The sequence below is a fragment of the Stutzerimonas sp. R40042 genome (assembly GCF_026642215.1).
GTDB lineage: Bacteria > Pseudomonadota > Gammaproteobacteria > Pseudomonadales > Pseudomonadaceae > Stutzerimonas > Stutzerimonas frequens.
Map to the genome: position 1 here is coordinate 3479621 of NZ_CP113258.1, position 15472 is coordinate 3495092.

Sequence of the window (15472 nt, forward strand, 5' to 3'; positions counted from 1 at the left end):
TTTTGAGTCAGGAATTAGTTGACCGAAAAGTCAGATAGCGATAGTTTGCGCGTCAGAACAACAACAGCGGAGGCATCGCCTTGATCCAGTTTCTCCTCAATCGAGAACTGCGCAGCGAACGCGCGCTCGATCCCAACACCACGGTGCTGCAGTACCTGCGCGAGTATCGTGGCAAGACCGGAACCAAGGAGGGCTGCGCCTCCGGTGACTGTGGCGCCTGTACCGTGGTGGTCGGCGAACTGGCCGGCGACCGCCTGCGCTATCGCACCCTCAACTCGTGCCTGACCTTCGTCTCCGCGCTGCACGGCAAGCAGTTGATCAGCGTCGAAGACCTCAAGGACCAGGGCCGGCTGCACAGCGTCCAGCAGGCGATGGTCGACTGCCACGGCTCGCAGTGCGGCTTCTGTACCCCCGGCTTCGTCATGAGCCTGTTCGCCCTGCAGAAGAACGCCGGCGCGGTCAATGAATACGATCCGCACCAGGCCCACGAAGCCCTGGCCGGCAACCTCTGCCGCTGCACCGGCTACCGGCCGATCCTCGAAGCCGCCGAGCAGGCCTGCGGCAACCGCCAATCAGACCAGTTCGATGCCCGCGAAGCCGAGACCATCGCCCAGCTCAAGGCCATCGCCCCGCGAGAAATGGCCGAGCTCAGCGACGGCGAAAAACGCTGCCTGTCGCCGCTGACCGTCGCCGAACTGGCCGAGGTCTACGCCGCCAATCCCGACGCACGGCTGCTTGCCGGTGGAACCGACCTGGCGCTGGAGGTCACCCAGTTCCATCGTGAGCTGCCGGTGATGATCCATGTCGGTCAGATCGCCGAGATGAAGCAGGTCCAGACCGCCGACCGCCATATCGAGATCGGTGCAGCCGCACCGCTGACCGACTGCTACGAAGCATTGGCCGCCGAGTACCCGGATTTCGGCGAGCTGCTGCAGCGCTTCGCCTCGCTGCAGATCCGCAACCAGGGCACGCTCGGTGGCAACATCGGCAACGCCTCGCCGATCGGCGACTCGCCGCCGCTGCTGATCGCCCTGGGTGCCGAAGTCGTCCTGCGCAAGGGCGCCAGCAGCCGCACCCTGCCGCTCGAGGACTACTTCATCGACTACAAGGTCACCGCGCGCCAGCCCGGGGAATTCATCGAGAAGGTACGGGTGCCGCGCGCCACGCCGGATCGCCTGTTCCGCGCCTACAAGGTTTCCAAGCGACTGGACGACGATATCTCCGCTGTCTGCGCCGCCTTTGACCTGCAGATCACCGATGGCGTGGTCGCCGATGCCCGTGTCGCCTTTGGCGGCATGGCGGCGATTCCCAAGCGCGCCGCGGCCTGCGAGGCGACCCTGAACGGCGCACCGTGGAACCAGCAGACCGTGGAAGCCGCCTGTGATGCACTGGCCGAAGACTTCACGCCGCTGACCGACTTCCGCGCCAGCCGCGAGTATCGCCTGCTGGTCGCACAGAACCTGCTGCGCAAATGCTTCCTCGAACAACAAGCACCGAAGACCGAGACGAGGGTGACCGCTTATGTCTAACCACGTAACCACCCGCACTCAGGAAGAAATCGCGGCGCTGTTCACCCAGGACCTGGTCACCGGCGTCGGTCGCAGCGTCAAGCACGACAGCGCGCCCAAGCATGTCTCGGGCGAGGCGGTGTACGTCGACGACCGGCTGGAGTTTCCCAATCAGCTGCACGTCTATGCGCGCATGAGCGAGCGCGCCCACGCCCGCATCGTCCGCATCGACACCGCGCCCTGCTACCAGATTCCGGGCGTGGCCATCGCCATCACGGCGAAGGACGTGCCGGGCCAGCTGGACATCGGTGCCGTGATGCCCGGCGACCCGCTGCTGGCCGACGGCAAGGTCGAGTTCATCGGCCAGCCGGTGATCGCCGTGGCTGCCGACAGCCTGGAAACCGCACGCCAGGCGGCGATGGCCGCGATCATCGAATACGAGGATCTGGAGCCGGTGCTCGACGTGGTCGAGGCGCTGCACAAGAAGCACTTCGTGCTCGACAGCCACACCCACAAGCGCGGCGACTCGGCCACCGCCCTGGCCAGCGCGCCACGTCGGCTGCAGGGTTCGCTGCACATCGGCGGGCAGGAGCACTTCTACCTGGAGACACAGGTGTCCTCGGTCATGCCCACCGAAGACGGCGGCATGATCGTCTACACCTCGACGCAGAACCCCACCGAGGTGCAGAAGCTGGTGGCCGAAGTGCTCGGCGTGCCGATGAACAAGATCGTCATCGACATGCGCCGCATGGGCGGCGGCTTCGGCGGCAAGGAAACCCAGGCCGCGGGCCCGGCATGCCTGTGCGCGGTGATCGCGCACCTCACCGGCCGGCCGACCAAGATGCGCCTGCCGCGCATGGAAGACATGACCATGACCGGCAAACGCCACCCCTTCTACGTCGAGTACGACGTCGGCTTCGACGATGACGGTCTGCTGCACGGCATCGAGATCGATCTGGCCGGTAACTGCGGTTATTCGCCGGACCTTTCCGGCTCGATCGTCGACCGCGCCATGTTCCACTCCGATAACGCCTACTACCTGGGCGACGCCACCATCAACGGCCATCGCTGCAAGACCAACCTCGCCTCGAATACCGCCTACCGCGGCTTCGGCGGCCCACAGGGCATGGTGGCCATCGAGGAGATCATGGACGCGGTGGCCCGCGAGCTGGGCAAGGACCCGCTCGAGGTGCGCAAGCGCAACTACTACGGCAAGACCGAGCGCAACGTCACCCACTACTACCAGACCGTCGAGCACAACATGCTCGAGGAGATGACCGCCGAGCTGGAAGCCAGCAGCGACTATGCAAAGCGACGCGAAGATATCCGCGCGTTCAATGCTGCAAGCCCGGTCCTGAAGAAGGGCCTGGCGCTGACGCCGGTGAAGTTCGGCATCAGCTTCACCGCCAGCTTCCTCAACCAGGCCGGCGCGCTGGTGCACGTCTACACCGATGGCAGCATCCACCTGAACCACGGTGGCACCGAGATGGGCCAAGGCCTGAACACCAAGGTCGCCCAGGTGGTAGCCGAGGTGTTCCAGGTGGATATCGAACGTATCCAGATCACCGCCACCAACACCGACAAGGTGCCCAACACCTCGCCGACGGCAGCCTCCAGCGGCGCCGACCTCAACGGCAAGGCGGCGCAGAATGCGGCGCAGACCATCAAGCAGCGGCTGGTGGAGTTCGCCGCGCGCAAGTGGCAGATCTTCGAGGAAGACGTCGAGTTCAAGAACGGCCAGGTGCGCCTGCGCGACCACTACATCAGCTTCGAGGAGCTGATCCAGCAGGCCTATTTCGGCCAGGTATCGCTGTCGTCCACCGGCTTCTACCGCACGCCGAAGATTTACTACGACCGCAGTCAGGCGCGCGGGCGGCCGTTCTACTACTTCGCCTATGGCGCGGCCTGCTCGGAAGTGATCGTCGATACCCTGACCGGCGAATACAAGATGCTGCGCAGCGACATCCTGCATGACGTCGGCGCCTCGCTGAACCCGGCCATCGACATCGGCCAGGTCGAGGGCGGCTTCGTCCAGGGCCTGGGCTGGCTGACCATGGAAGAGCTGGTCTGGAACGACAAGGGCAAGCTGATGACCAACGGCCCGGCCAGCTACAAGATCCCGGCGGTGGCGGACATGCCGCTGGATCTGCGGGTCAAGCTGGTGGAGAACCGCAAGAACCCCGAAGACACCGTGTTCCACTCCAAGGCCGTGGGCGAGCCGCCGTTCATGCTCGGCATCTCGGTCTGGTGCGCGATCAAGGATGCGGTGGCGAGCCTGGCTGACTACCGGGCGCAGCCGCAGATCGATGCTCCGGCGACCCCCGAGCGCGTGCTCTGGGGCGTGGAACAGATGCGCAGGTTGAAGCGGACCGCGGCGGTGTCAAGCGCCACGGAAAGCGCACCGGCCTGAAACTCAATGGTGGGCTTCAGCCCACCAAAGCACCATGACCGCAACCCGGATGCGCCGGCGCAACCCCACACTGTTCCGGCCCCTGGAGAACGAAATGCACAACTGGATCGAAGCACTCGCCGAGCTGCAACACAAAGGCGAACCCTGCGTGCTGGTGACCATCATCGAGGAGCGCGGCTCCACGCCGCGCAATGCCGGCTCAAAGATGGTGGTCAGCCGTGAGCGCCTGTACGACACCATCGGCGGCGGCCACCTGGAGTACAAGGCCCAGCAGATCGCCCGCGAAATGCTGGAAAAGCGCAGCCGTGACACCCGCCTCGAGCGCTTCTCCCTCGGCGCCAGCCTCGGCCAGTGCTGCGGTGGCGCCACGGTGCTGCTGTTCGAGCCCATGGGCCAGCCACAGGCGCATATCGCCGTGTTCGGTGCCGGGCATGTCGGGCGCGCGCTGGTGCCACTGCTGGCCAGCCTGCCGTGCAAGGTGCGCTGGGTCGATTCGCGCGATAACGAATTCCCCGCCGAGATTCCGCGCGGCGTGGAAAAGGTGGTCAACGACGATGTGGTCGAGGAAGTGGATAACATGCCCGCCGGCAGCTACTTCATCGTCATGACCCACAATCATCAGCTCGACCTGGAACTGACCGCCGCGATCCTTTCACGCAACGATTTCACCTACTACGGGCTGATCGGCTCGAAGAGCAAACGCGCCAGGTTCGAACACCGTCTGCGGGACCGCGGCTTCCAGCCGGAGACCGTACAGCGCATGCGCTGCCCGATGGGCATCGCCGAGGTGAAGGGCAAGCTGCCGGTGGAGATCGCCGTGTCCATCGCCGGCGAGGTGATCGCCACCTACAACGCGCATTTCGGTGAAAAGGGTGGGGAGAACGCCGAAGACGGTGAAAAGCCCGTACCGATGCTGGTCCCCGCTTCGCGCCGCGCCCAGACCAACTGACCACTCGACATTGTTGCAGGCACGCCATCGGCGGCGGCCTGCCCATGTCAACGCAACACCCTCATACAACGATTTTCGAGAGTCACCATGCCAAGCACCAAAGCCTACCGTGCCGCCCTGCTCCACTGCCTCGCCGACCCGCGCGAAGTGGGCATCGAGCAATCCCATGAATACTTCGAGGACGGCCTGCTGGTCGTCGAGGACGGCAAGGTCGCGCGCATCGGACACGCCGCCGAACTGCTGCCGACCCTGGCGGCCGGCACCGAGGTTGTCGAATACCCGGACGCGCTGATCACTCCGGGTTTCGTCGACACCCATATCCACTACCCGCAGGTCGGCGTCATCGGCTCCTACGGCGCGCAACTGCTGGATTGGCTGGAAACCTACACCTTCCCCAACGAGGGCCGCTTCAGCGACATGGCCCACGCCCGCGAGCAGGCCGAGCTGTTTCTCGGCGAGCTGCTGCGCAACGGCACCACCACCGCGCTGGTGTTCGGCACGGTGCACAAGCAGTCGGTGGACGCCTTCTTCGAGGCCTGCGAGAAGCGCAATCTGCGGATGATCGCCGGCAAAGTGCTGATGGACCGCAACGCCCCGGAGTTCCTTACCGACACCGCCGAGTCCGGCTACGCCGACAGCCGCGAGCTGATCGAGCGCTGGCACGGCAAGGGCCGTCTGCATTACGCCGTCACCCCGCGTTTCGCCCCGACCAGCACGCCGGAGCAGCTCACCCTGGCCGGCAAGCTCTTCGCCGAATTCCCCGACCTGTACATGCACACCCACATCTCCGAAAACAAGCAGGAGGTCGAGTGGGTCAAGGAGCTGTTCCCCGAGCGCAAAGGCTATCTGGACGTCTACGACCACCACGGCCTGATCGGCCCGCGCTCGGTGTTCGCCCACGGCATCCACCTGTGCGACGACGAGTGCAAACGCCTCGGTGAGACCGGCTCGGCGGTGTCGTTCTGTCCCACCTCCAACCTGTTCCTCGGCAGCGGCCTGTTCGACCTGGCCAAGGTGGAAGGCTTCGGTGTGCGCGTCGGCCTGGGCACCGACGTCGGCGGCGGCACCAGCTTCTCGCAGCTCGCCAGCCTGAACGAGGCGTACAAGGTGTTGCAGCTGCAGGGCCAGAAGCTCGACGCGTTCAAGGCACTCTATCTCGCCACCCTCGGCGGCGCGCGGGCGCTCTATCTGGACGACCGGATCGGCAACCTGCAGCCGGGCAAGGAGGCCGACTTCGTGGTGCTCGACTACAAGGCGACGCCGCTGATCGACTATCGCCTGAGCCAGGCGACGAGCCTGCAGGAAAAGCTCTTCGCCCTGATGATCCTCGGCGACGACCGCGCGGTGAAGGAAACCTTCGCCGCCGGCGTCTCGGTGCATCGCAAGGCTGGCTAGGGCTGCAACGCCTGCATCAGCGTATCGAGGTTGTGCTCGAACATGCCCAGGTAAGTGCTGGCCGGCCCTGCGCTGGCCAGCGCATCGGAGTACAGGGTGCCGCCGACCGTGGCGCCCGCCTCTTCGGCGATCTGCTCGATGAGCCGCGGATCACGAATGTTCTCCACGAACACGGCCCTCACCCCCTCCTGGCGGAGCTGGCGGATCAACGCGGCCACGTCGGCGGCCGAGGGTTCGTCATGGGTCGACAGCCCCTGCGGCGCGATGAACTGGAGCTGCCAGGCCTGCCCCAGATAGCCGAAGGCGTCATGGCTGGTCACCACCTTGCGCTGGCTGGCCGGCAGGCTGCCGATACGGGTATCGGCCTTCTTCAGCAGCGCGTGTAGCCGGCTCAGGTAGGCGTCACGACGCCGCTCATAGTCGTTGCGATGCGCTGGATCGAGCGCCACGAGCGCCTTGGCGATATTGCGCACGTAGATTTCGGCATTGGTCAGGCTCTGCCACGCATGAGGGTCAGGCACCGCCTCGCCCTCCTCTTCCAGCATCAGCGGCACGACACCCGCGCTGGCATCGATCCGCTTGCCCGCCGGCTAGCTGCTGGCCAGCAGGCGCTCCAGCCAGGGTTCGAAGCCCAGCCCGTTGGCGATGATCAGGTCGGCGCGGAGCAAGGCCTGGGCATCATCCGGGCTGGGTTCATAAAGATGCGCGTCGGCGTCGGGACCGACCAGATTGGTCAGTTCGATATGCTCGCCACCGACCTCCCGCGTCATGTCGGCAAGGATGCTGAAGCTGGTCACGACGCTGATCTTTTCGGCCCCCTGCAGGGAAAGGGGCAGCCAGAGGGCCAATAACAGAAACAGGTAACGCATGGGTTGATACCTCAGACGGTCTGGATTGAAGCGGGCGAACGCAGCAGGCCATATACCGGGCCCGCAACGACTGAAATCAGGTAGAACGCCCCCGCGAGCAGCACGATGCACGGCCCGCTGGGCAGGCTGGCGTAGAACGACAGCAGCAGCCCCAGCCATACGCACAGGGCGCCCAGCAGCGCAGCCAGCGGCAACAGGACGGGCAGGCGGCGGCTCCAGAAGCGCGCGGCCGCAGCCGGCAGCATCATCAGCCCCACCACCATCAGCGCACCGATGGCCTGGAAGCCGATCACCAGGTTGAGCACCACCAGTGTCAGAAAGCCCGCATGGGCCAATGGCCCGATTCGGCTGACGCTGCGCAAGAACAACGGGGCCAGGCTGTCCAGCGCCAGGGCACGGTAGATCAGTGCCAGCACCAGCAGGCTGAACGCCGCCGTGGCGAGCATGCCGCTGAGGGTGTCGGCATCTACGGCCAGCGCGGAGCCAAACAGCAGGTGCAGGAGGTCGAGCTTGCGTCCCGCCAGGCCGAGCAGCAGCACGCCGCTGGCCAGGGAAATGGGATAAAGCGCGGCGAGGCTGGCGTCTTCGCGCAAGCCGGTACGGCGGCTGACCCAGGCCGCTGCGCCGGCCATGCCGAGCCCGGCGGTCAGCCCACCGAGCGTCAGGGCCGGCAGGCTGAGACCGAACAGCCAGAATGCCAGCGCCGCACCCGGCAGGATGCCGTGGGCGATGGCATCGCCGATCAGACTCATCCGCCGCAGGATCAGGAAGACACCCAGCGGCGCCGCGCTGCAGGCCAGCGCCACGCCGCCGAGCAGCGCGCGGCGCATGAAGGCGAACTCGGCAAAGGGGCTCCAGAGCAGGTCGACCGTCACGCCACTCGTCCGAGCGGATCATGATCGAGTAGCTGATCGATCGGCGCTGCGACGCAGCCGCTGCGCGCGATACGCAGTGCATTGCAGCGCTTTTCCCGTAGGCTGTCGAGGTTGTGGCTGACCAGCACCAGCGTTCTGCCTTGCTGCTGCCAGCGTCGGAGGTGCTGCCAGAGCAGATCGACACCGGTCTCGTCGAGTGCCGCCTCGGGTTCGTCGAGCAGCAGTACCTGCGCATCGGTCAGGCTCATCCGGGCCAGCAGCGCCCGCTGCAGTTCCCCACCAGACAGCGCGTGCAGGCCCTGGGTCTGCAGATTGAGCAAGCCCCAATCGGCCAGTACCTGACGTAGCCGAGCGTGGCGTTCGCTACGGCCGAGACGACTGCCCCAGAAACCGCCCCTGACCAGCTCCAGCAGACGTATCGGAAACTGCCGGTCGATCTGTTGCTGCTGCGGCAGATAGGCCACACCGCCCGGACGCGTCACGCCCAGTCGAATGTGACCGGCCAGCGGGCGATCCAAACCGGCCAATACCCTGAGCAGGCTGCTCTTGCCCGAACCATTGCTGCCGATCACCGCGGTAAGACTGCCGGCCGCTAGCTTGAGGTTCAACGGCGGCGTGAGGGCCCGCCCGCCGGCGCCCCACTGCAACTCACGACATTCGATCACGATCAAGAAACTCCATCTCCGCACCGCTCGGAAAGCGGTGCCAGCAACCAAAACAACAAAAGTTATAACATAACATTTGCCAGCAGGCACAGCGCGGTAGCAGAGCGGTTCAATAGGCATGAGATAGATTCAGCCGGCGGCTGAAGGCTGACGCTGCCGCCTGCGATGCCGCACCGACACAGGAAAGATGGCGAGGCCAGCGGGATACGCGCGCTGCCGCCTGCAACGGCAGCGCGAATGCGAGGTCAGCGGGGCGTACGCGCCTTTTTCTTCATCAAGGTCAGATGCGAGAACACCGCGTGCAGGTCGTTCGAGGCGCTTTCTTCCTCGAGATTGAGTTTGCTGTCGATGTGGTCCATGTGATGCATCATCAGGTGCACGGCCTTCTCGGCGTCGCGCGCGGCGATGGCATCGATCAGCTCGTTGTGCTCGTCGTAGGAGCAATGCGAGCGACTGGCGCCTTCGTACTGGGCGATGATCAGCGAAGTCTGCGACACCAGGCTGCGCTGGAAACTCACCAGTGGCGCGTTCTTCGCTGCTTCCGCCAGCTTGAGGTGGAACTCGCCGGACAGACGGATGCCGGCGCCGCGATCGCCGCGAGCGAAGCAGTCGCGCTCGTCGAGGACCATCTGCCGCAACTCAGCCAGCTGCGCTTCACTGGCGTGCTGCACGGCCAGTTCGGTGATGGCCTTTTCCACCAGCCGACGGGCGAAGAAGATCTGCCGTGCTTCCTCGACGCTCGGGCTGGCGACCACCGCGCCACGATTGGGGCGCAGCAACACCACGCCCTCATGGGCCAGCCGCGACAGTGCGCGGCGGATGATGGTGCGGCTGACACCGAAGATCTCGCCCAGAGCTTCCTCACTGAGCTTGGTGCCAGGTGCCAGGCGCTGTTCGAGGATGGCATCGAAGATGTGTGCATAAACGATATCGTCCTGCGTCCCGGTGCGAGTCTTGCCGGTCTTGGTCGGCTTCTTCAGGGGCTGCAACTGTTCGTTCATCGATGGCTCGCAAGTGAAGTGTCGTCAAGGCCGAACTTTACTGCGTTAGCTGCTCCACTGGCAGTCGTCGAGCAAATAAAACGGGCAAAATCATCGCTCCGCTTGTGCACAATCAATTCCACGCCATCTTTTCACCAAAGGCAGCTCAATTCGCCGCCCTCAGCTCACATGCCAGCCGACGCTGAAGCGAGGGCGAATTATTGTTTGCATTTCTTGTATACAAAAGCATAATCCGGACAGCCCTTCCTGACCTTTCGGTCAACTAACAGAACGAAGGGCACACCATCACCCGCCCCTCGGGAGTGTCGTGCTCCGGGTGATCGACAACAAGAACGATGAGGAAAGCCCAGTGGAAAGCATCAAGCGCAAGCCCCAGGCAGCACCCTTGCAACGCACCGCCCCCGGCTGGCTGGACCGGCTGTTCAAGCTCAGCGAACACCGCACCAGCATCCGTACCGAACTGCTCGCCGGCCTGACGACCTTCGTCACCATGGCCTACATCATCTTCGTCAACCCGAACATCATGGCCGACGCCGGCATCGACCACGGCGCCGCCTTCGTTGCGACCTGCATCGGTGCCGCGCTCGGCTGCCTGTTGATGGGCCTGTACGCGAACTGGCCGGTGGGCCTGGCACCAGGCATGGGCCTGAACGCCTTCTTCACCTACACGGTCGTCGGCGAGATGGGCTACAGCTGGCAGATCGCCCTGGGTGCGGTGTTCATCTCCGGCGTGCTGTTCATGATCATGAGCCTGTCGCGCATCCGCGAATGGTTGCTCAACAGCATCCCCATGAGCCTGCGCTTCGCCATGGGCGCGGGGGTCGGCCTGTTCCTCGGGTTGATCGGCCTGAAGACCGCCGGCATCGTGGTCGACAGCCCGGCCACCCTGCTGACCATGGGCTCGTTCGGCGAACCCACCGCCCTGCTCGCCGCGGTGTGTTTTCTGATGATCGCAGTGCTCAGCCACCGCAACGTGTTCGGCGCGATCCTGCTGAGCATGCTGGCGGTCACCGGTATCGGCTGGGCAATGGGACTGGTCGAATACAGCGGCCTGGTATCGATGCCGCCGAGCCTGGCGCCGACCTGGCTGGCGATGGACATCGCCGGCGCGCTCAACGTGGCGATGGTCAGCGTGATCCTGGCCTTCCTCTTCGTGAACATGTTCGACACCGCCGGCACCCTGATGGGCGTCGCCCATCGTGCCAACCTGGTGAACGAGGACGGCAAGATCGAGAACCTCTCCCGTGCGCTGAAGGCCGACAGCAGTTCCAGCGTGGTCGGCGCCTTCGTCGGCTGCCCGCCAGTGACCAGCTATGTGGAGAGCGCCTCGGGCGTCGCCGCGGGCGGCCGCACCGGGCTGACCGCGGTGACCGTCGGCGTGCTGTTCCTGATCGCCATGTTCTTCGCCCCGCTGGCCGGCATGATTCCGGCCTACGCCACCGCCGGCGCGCTGATCTACGTGGCGATGCTGATGATGAGCGGCCTGGCCAACATCGATTGGAAGGACCACACCGACACCATCCCGGCGATCGTCACCGTGGTGATGATGCCGCTGACCTTTTCCATCGCCAACGGCATCGCCCTCGGCTTTCTCACCTATGCCACGCTGAAGCTGCTGACCGGCCAGCGCGATAAGGTGTCCCTGAGCCTGTACGTGCTGTGCGTGGTATTCATCGCCAAATTCGCGTTCCTCTGAGCGAGGCGCGCATCGCCGCCCCGTCGTATCGCGGCGGGGCTTTTTCATTTGTCAGGAGGGTGTGATGAGTCTGGAAATCTGGTTGTTGTATGCGAGTGCGGCGCTGGTGGTGATCCTGATCCCCGGCCCGCTGTCGCTGTTGATGATCAGCAACAGCCTGAACCATGGGGTGCGCCGCTCCTGGCCGGCCTTCCTCGGCGGGGTGACCGCCTCGATCCTTCTGCTTAGCGCCTCGGCGCTGGGCCTTGGCGCCATCCTGATGGCCTCGGAAAGGCTGTTCAGCACACTCAAGCTGATCGGTGCGCTGTATCTGTTCTATCTGGCCTGGCAGAGCTGGCAGGAGGCCCGTCAGGCGCCGGCAGCACGCGAGATCGCAACCCCGGCCCTCGCGCCGCGTTTCAGTCGGCTGTTCGGCCGGGCGTTCATCCTGGGTGGCAGCAACCCCAAGGACATTCTCTTCTTCGCCGCCTTCCTGCCACAGTTCCTCAACGCGGAGCAGCCGTTGCTAACGCAATTGCTGGCGATGATCCTGACCTGGTCGGTGCTCGACCTCTGCTGCAAGCTCGCCTATGGGCTGGGGGCGCAAAGCGCGGCGCGCTATCTGCGCACCGGTAGGGGGCATGTGTGGTTCAACCGGACCAGCGCGGCACTGTTTGGAGGCGCGGGGGCGGCGTCTCTGATAAGCCGTTGACTTGGCTGCGCTGGTAGCACCGACTCACAACTTAATGCGGGGCGATACACCTTCCTCGGCGCAACCTGTGGCCCCGCGCACAACAACGCCCGCCGACCAGACTCAGCCCATAAAAAACCCGCCATTACGGCGGGTAAAAGGGACTCCATAAGAGTCAGCACTGAACTAAAAACGCCTCAGCTACCCCGATAGGTCGAATAGCTGTACGGCGAAATCAGCAACGGCACGTGGTAGTGATCCTGCGCGGCATCGATGCCGAACCGTAGCACCACCTCGTCGAGAAAGGCCGGCGCCCCCAGCTGCACACCGCGACCGCGGTAGTAGTCGCCGGCGTGGAAATGCAGCTGATAGACCCCGGACCGGTAGTCCGCGCCTTCCAGCAACGGGCTGTCGCAGCGGCCATCAGCGTTGGTTTCACGCGTGGCGACCAGGGTCAGGCCCTGATCCTCGACGCGATGCAGTTCCACCTTGATACCGCTGCCCGGACAACCGTGGGCGGCATCGAGTACGTGTGTGGTCAAACGGCCCACGGGCACCTCCGCTCTGTTGAATGGAAACTGACCCGAGCATAGCCAGCACGACCGACACACTCAAGACAATTTGAATATATTTTTGTACACAATTCAAAAATCCACTGTTGGCCCGCTCTCTGCAGGCACCGCCTGTCGGCGCGAACCTTAGCCGAGCCGTTGGCGGCAGGGTTGAGCAGAAGGCATTCGGAAAAAAGCTATTTACAAGCCGTCAATCAATTTGTATACAATCTGTCCATCCGGTCGTTACATCACGACCCGCCATACAGGAAGCAGCCCAGTGAGCGCCGACTACCCACGCGACCTTATCGGTTACGCCAGCAACCCGCCCCACCCGCAGTGGCCGGGCGAGGCCCGTATCGCCCTGTCCTTCGTGCTGAACTACGAGGAAGGCGGCGAGCGCTGCGTACTGCATGGCGACAAGGAATCCGAAGCCTTTCTCTCCGAGATGGTCGCCGCGCAGCCGCTGCAGGGCGTGCGCCACATGAGCATGGAATCGCTCTACGAATACGGCAGCCGCGCCGGCGTCTGGCGTCTGCTCAAGCTGTTCAAGCAGCACGAGATTCCGCTGACGATCTTCGCCGTGGCCATGGCCGCGCAGCGCCACCCGGAGGTCATCAAGTCGATGGTCGCCGACGGCCACGAGATCTGCAGCCACGGTTATCGCTGGATCGACTACCAGTACATGGACGAAGCCCAGGAGCGCGAGCACATGCTCGAGGCCATCCGCATCCTCACCGAGCTGACCGGCGAGCGCCCGCTGGGCTGGTACACCGGCCGCACCAGCCCCAACACCCGGCGCCTGGTGCGCGAGGAAGGCGGCTTCCTCTACGACTCCGACACCTATGACGACGACCTGCCCTACTGGGACCCGGACTCGGCGCCGGTCAAGCCGCACCTGGTGATCCCCTACACGCTGGACACCAACGACATGCGCTTCACCCAGGTGCAGGGCTTCAACACCGGCGACGATTTCTACAGCTACCTGAAGGACGCCTTCGACGTGCTCTACGCCGAGGGCTGCGAAGGCGCGCCGAAGATGCTCTCGATCGGCATGCACTGCCGGCTGCTCGGCCGCCCGGCGCGCATGGCCGCGCTGGCCCGTTTCATCGACTACGTGAAGGGTCATGAAAAGGTCTGGTTTGCCCGCCGCGTCGACATCGCCCGCCACTGGCACGCCACCCACCCCATGACCGCGGAGCGCAGCTGATGACCCCGTTCAAGACGATCAAGCCCTCGACCCTCGACCGCGACGCCTTCGTCGCCGCCTTCGCCGATGTCTACGAGCATTCGCCCTGGGTCGCCGAGACGGTCTATGGCGCCGGCGTCGACGAGACGCTGGACTATGTCGAGGTGATGCACACCCGCCTGTCCCAGGCGATGCTCGCCGCTGACCACGACACCCAGCTGAAGCTAGTCAACGCCCACCCGGATCTCGCCGGCAAGGCCGCCATCCGCGGCGAGCTGACCGCATCGAGCACCTCCGAGCAGGCCGGTGCCGGCATCCATGAATGCACACCAGAAGAGTTCGCCCGCTTCACCGAACTCAATGACGCCTACAAGGCGAAGTTCGGCTTCCCCTTCATCATGGCGGTCAAGGGCAGCAACCGGCACCAGATCCTCGCCGCGTTCGAAGAACGCATCCACAACAGCCCCGAGCAGGAATTCGCCCGAGCGTTGGCGGAAATCAACAAGATCGCCCTGTTCCGCCTGCAGGCCATGTAGCCGGAACGGGAAAACAGGCAACACCGCAACACAGGCAATAAAGGCAGAAACCGCTCCACTCAATTCAAGGCAGATCGCGATGAAAGCTTACGCCGTACCCTTCGAGAAATACGTCAACCTGGCCGACGCCCGCCTGGGCACCCGCGCCATTTCCGTCACTGACGACTGGTTCGCCGACGTCAACCGGCTGTTCCAGCCGACGCCGGCCGTATGGAAGGAGGGCGTGTTCGATGACAACGGCAAGTGGATGGATGGCTGGGAGTCGCGCCGCAAGCGCTTCGAAGGCTACGACCATGCCGTGATCCGCCTCGGCGTGCCCGGCTGGATCAAGGGCGTGGACATCGACACCAGCCACTTCACCGGCAACTTTCCGCCGTCGGCCTCGCTGGAAGCCTGCTTCGTCGCCGAAGGCGATCCGAACGACGACACCGTCTGGACCGAAGTCCTGCCGGCCGTCGAGCTCAAGGGCAACAGCCATCACTACCACGAGATCGCCTTCGACAAGCCGGTCAGCCACCTGCGCTTCAATATCTACCCGGACGGCGGCGTCGCCCGCCTGCGCGTGCACGGCATTCCGTACCGCGACTGGAGCAGCGTCGGCGACAACGAGCAGATCGACCTCGCCGCCGCCCTCAACGGTGGCCGCGCGCTGGCCTGCTCCGACGAGCACTTCGGCCGCATGAGCAACATCCTCAACCCGAACCGTGGCGAGAACATGGGCGACGGTTGGGAAACCGCCCGCCGCCGTACCCCGGGCAATGACTGGGTGATCGTCGCCCTCGGCCACCCGGGCGAGATCGAGCGCATCGTCGTCGATACCCTGCACTTCAAGGGCAACTACCCGGACAGCTGCACCATCCAGGCGGCCTACGTGAAGGGCGGCACCGACAGCCAGATCGAGACCCAGAGCCTGTTCTGGCGTGAACTGCTGCCGAGCCAGAAGCTCTCCATGCACGCCGAACACGAGTTCGTCGAGCAGATCGCCAAGCTCGGCCCGGTGACCCACGTGCGCCTGAACATCTTCCCGGACGGCGGCGTCAGCCGGCTGCGCTTGTTCGGCAAGGTGGCGAAGTAAGGTAGCGATAGGGGGCATGGTGGACTGAAGCGGAACACCGCCCGCCCCCTACTGAGCTCGCCCTAGGCCCCCGGCCGTAGGGT

The 15472-nt window shown here is 64.7% G+C and carries 13 protein-coding genes and 1 pseudogene; 9 read left to right on the forward strand and 5 right to left on the reverse strand.

What is annotated here, in order from left to right; genetic code table 11:
• The first annotated feature begins 80 nt into the window (after window positions 1-80).
• The 4 genes from xdhA (at window position 81) to guaD (ending at window position 6262) form a co-directional block, all read left to right on the forward strand.
• On the forward strand, window positions 81-1529 hold the full coding sequence (xdhA, locus tag OUY36_RS16500; RefSeq protein ID WP_267935147.1) for a xanthine dehydrogenase small subunit: 1449 nt from the start codon (window positions 81-83) through the stop codon (window positions 1527-1529).
• On the forward strand, window positions 1522-3918 hold the full coding sequence (gene xdhB, locus OUY36_RS16505; protein WP_267935148.1) for a xanthine dehydrogenase molybdopterin binding subunit: 2397 nt from the start codon (window positions 1522-1524) through the stop codon (window positions 3916-3918). The genes xdhA and xdhB overlap by 8 nt, the downstream gene beginning before the upstream one ends.
• A 94-nt stretch (window positions 3919-4012) precedes the next feature.
• Window positions 4013-4867, forward strand: coding sequence for a xanthine dehydrogenase accessory protein XdhC (gene xdhC, locus OUY36_RS16510; RefSeq protein ID WP_156244712.1), 855 nt, complete (start codon window positions 4013-4015; stop codon window positions 4865-4867).
• An 87-nt stretch (window positions 4868-4954) separates the two neighbouring features.
• Entirely contained in the window at window positions 4955-6262 is a 1308-nt protein-coding gene (gene guaD, locus OUY36_RS16515; RefSeq protein ID WP_267935149.1) for a guanine deaminase, read from the forward strand.
• Here guaD and OUY36_RS16520 read toward each other — a convergent pair.
• From OUY36_RS16520 to OUY36_RS16535, 4 genes and pseudogenes are all read right to left on the reverse strand, one after another.
• Window positions 6259-7131 (reverse strand): annotated as a pseudogene (locus tag OUY36_RS16520) (metal ABC transporter substrate-binding protein). The gene guaD and the pseudogene OUY36_RS16520 sit on opposite strands and share 4 nt — an antisense overlap.
• Before the next feature lie 11 nt (window positions 7132-7142).
• Window positions 7143-7961, reverse strand: a complete 819-nt coding sequence (locus OUY36_RS16525) for a metal ABC transporter permease (RefSeq protein WP_267938193.1) — start codon at window positions 7959-7961, stop codon at window positions 7143-7145.
• A 41-nt stretch (window positions 7962-8002) separates the two neighbouring features.
• Window positions 8003-8677, reverse strand: coding sequence for a metal ABC transporter ATP-binding protein (locus OUY36_RS16530; protein ID WP_267935150.1), 675 nt, complete (start codon window positions 8675-8677; stop codon window positions 8003-8005).
• A 239-nt stretch (window positions 8678-8916) separates the two neighbouring features.
• Window positions 8917-9672 (reverse strand): GntR family transcriptional regulator, encoded by a 756-nt coding sequence (locus OUY36_RS16535; RefSeq protein WP_156244716.1) that lies wholly within the window; start codon window positions 9670-9672, stop codon window positions 8917-8919.
• 349 nt (window positions 9673-10021) lie between these two features.
• On the opposite strand from OUY36_RS16535, the gene OUY36_RS16540 reads away from it, so the two are divergent.
• Complete coding sequence (locus OUY36_RS16540) at window positions 10022-11368, forward strand: NCS2 family permease (RefSeq protein ID WP_267938195.1); 1347 nt, start codon at window positions 10022-10024, stop codon at window positions 11366-11368.
• A gap of 64 nt (window positions 11369-11432) precedes the next feature.
• Window positions 11433-12059 (forward strand): LysE family translocator, encoded by a 627-nt coding sequence (locus OUY36_RS16545; RefSeq protein ID WP_267935151.1) that lies wholly within the window; start codon window positions 11433-11435, stop codon window positions 12057-12059.
• Window positions 12060-12235: 176 nt separating this feature from the next.
• On the opposite strand, the gene uraH is transcribed toward OUY36_RS16545, so the two are convergent.
• The gene (uraH, locus tag OUY36_RS16550) at window positions 12236-12589 is read right to left on the reverse strand and encodes a hydroxyisourate hydrolase (protein WP_125850931.1); all 354 of its coding nucleotides are present in this window, start codon (window positions 12587-12589) and stop codon (window positions 12236-12238) included.
• Between the two features lie 280 nt (window positions 12590-12869).
• On the opposite strand from uraH, the gene puuE reads away from it, so the two are divergent.
• From puuE to alc, 3 genes are all read left to right on the forward strand, one after another.
• Complete coding sequence (puuE, locus tag OUY36_RS16555; protein WP_267935152.1) at window positions 12870-13799, forward strand: allantoinase PuuE; 930 nt, start codon at window positions 12870-12872, stop codon at window positions 13797-13799.
• Window positions 13799-14314 carry a 2-oxo-4-hydroxy-4-carboxy-5-ureidoimidazoline decarboxylase gene (gene uraD / locus OUY36_RS16560; protein ID WP_063540026.1) on the forward strand — a complete coding sequence of 172 codons (516 nt, stop codon included), beginning with the start codon at window positions 13799-13801 and terminating at the stop codon, window positions 14312-14314. Before puuE ends, uraD begins: the two co-directional genes overlap by 1 nt.
• A gap of 79 nt (window positions 14315-14393) precedes the next feature.
• Complete coding sequence (alc, locus tag OUY36_RS16565; protein WP_003298235.1) at window positions 14394-15389, forward strand: allantoicase; 996 nt, start codon at window positions 14394-14396, stop codon at window positions 15387-15389.
• The last annotated feature ends 83 nt before the right edge of the window (window positions 15390-15472 follow it).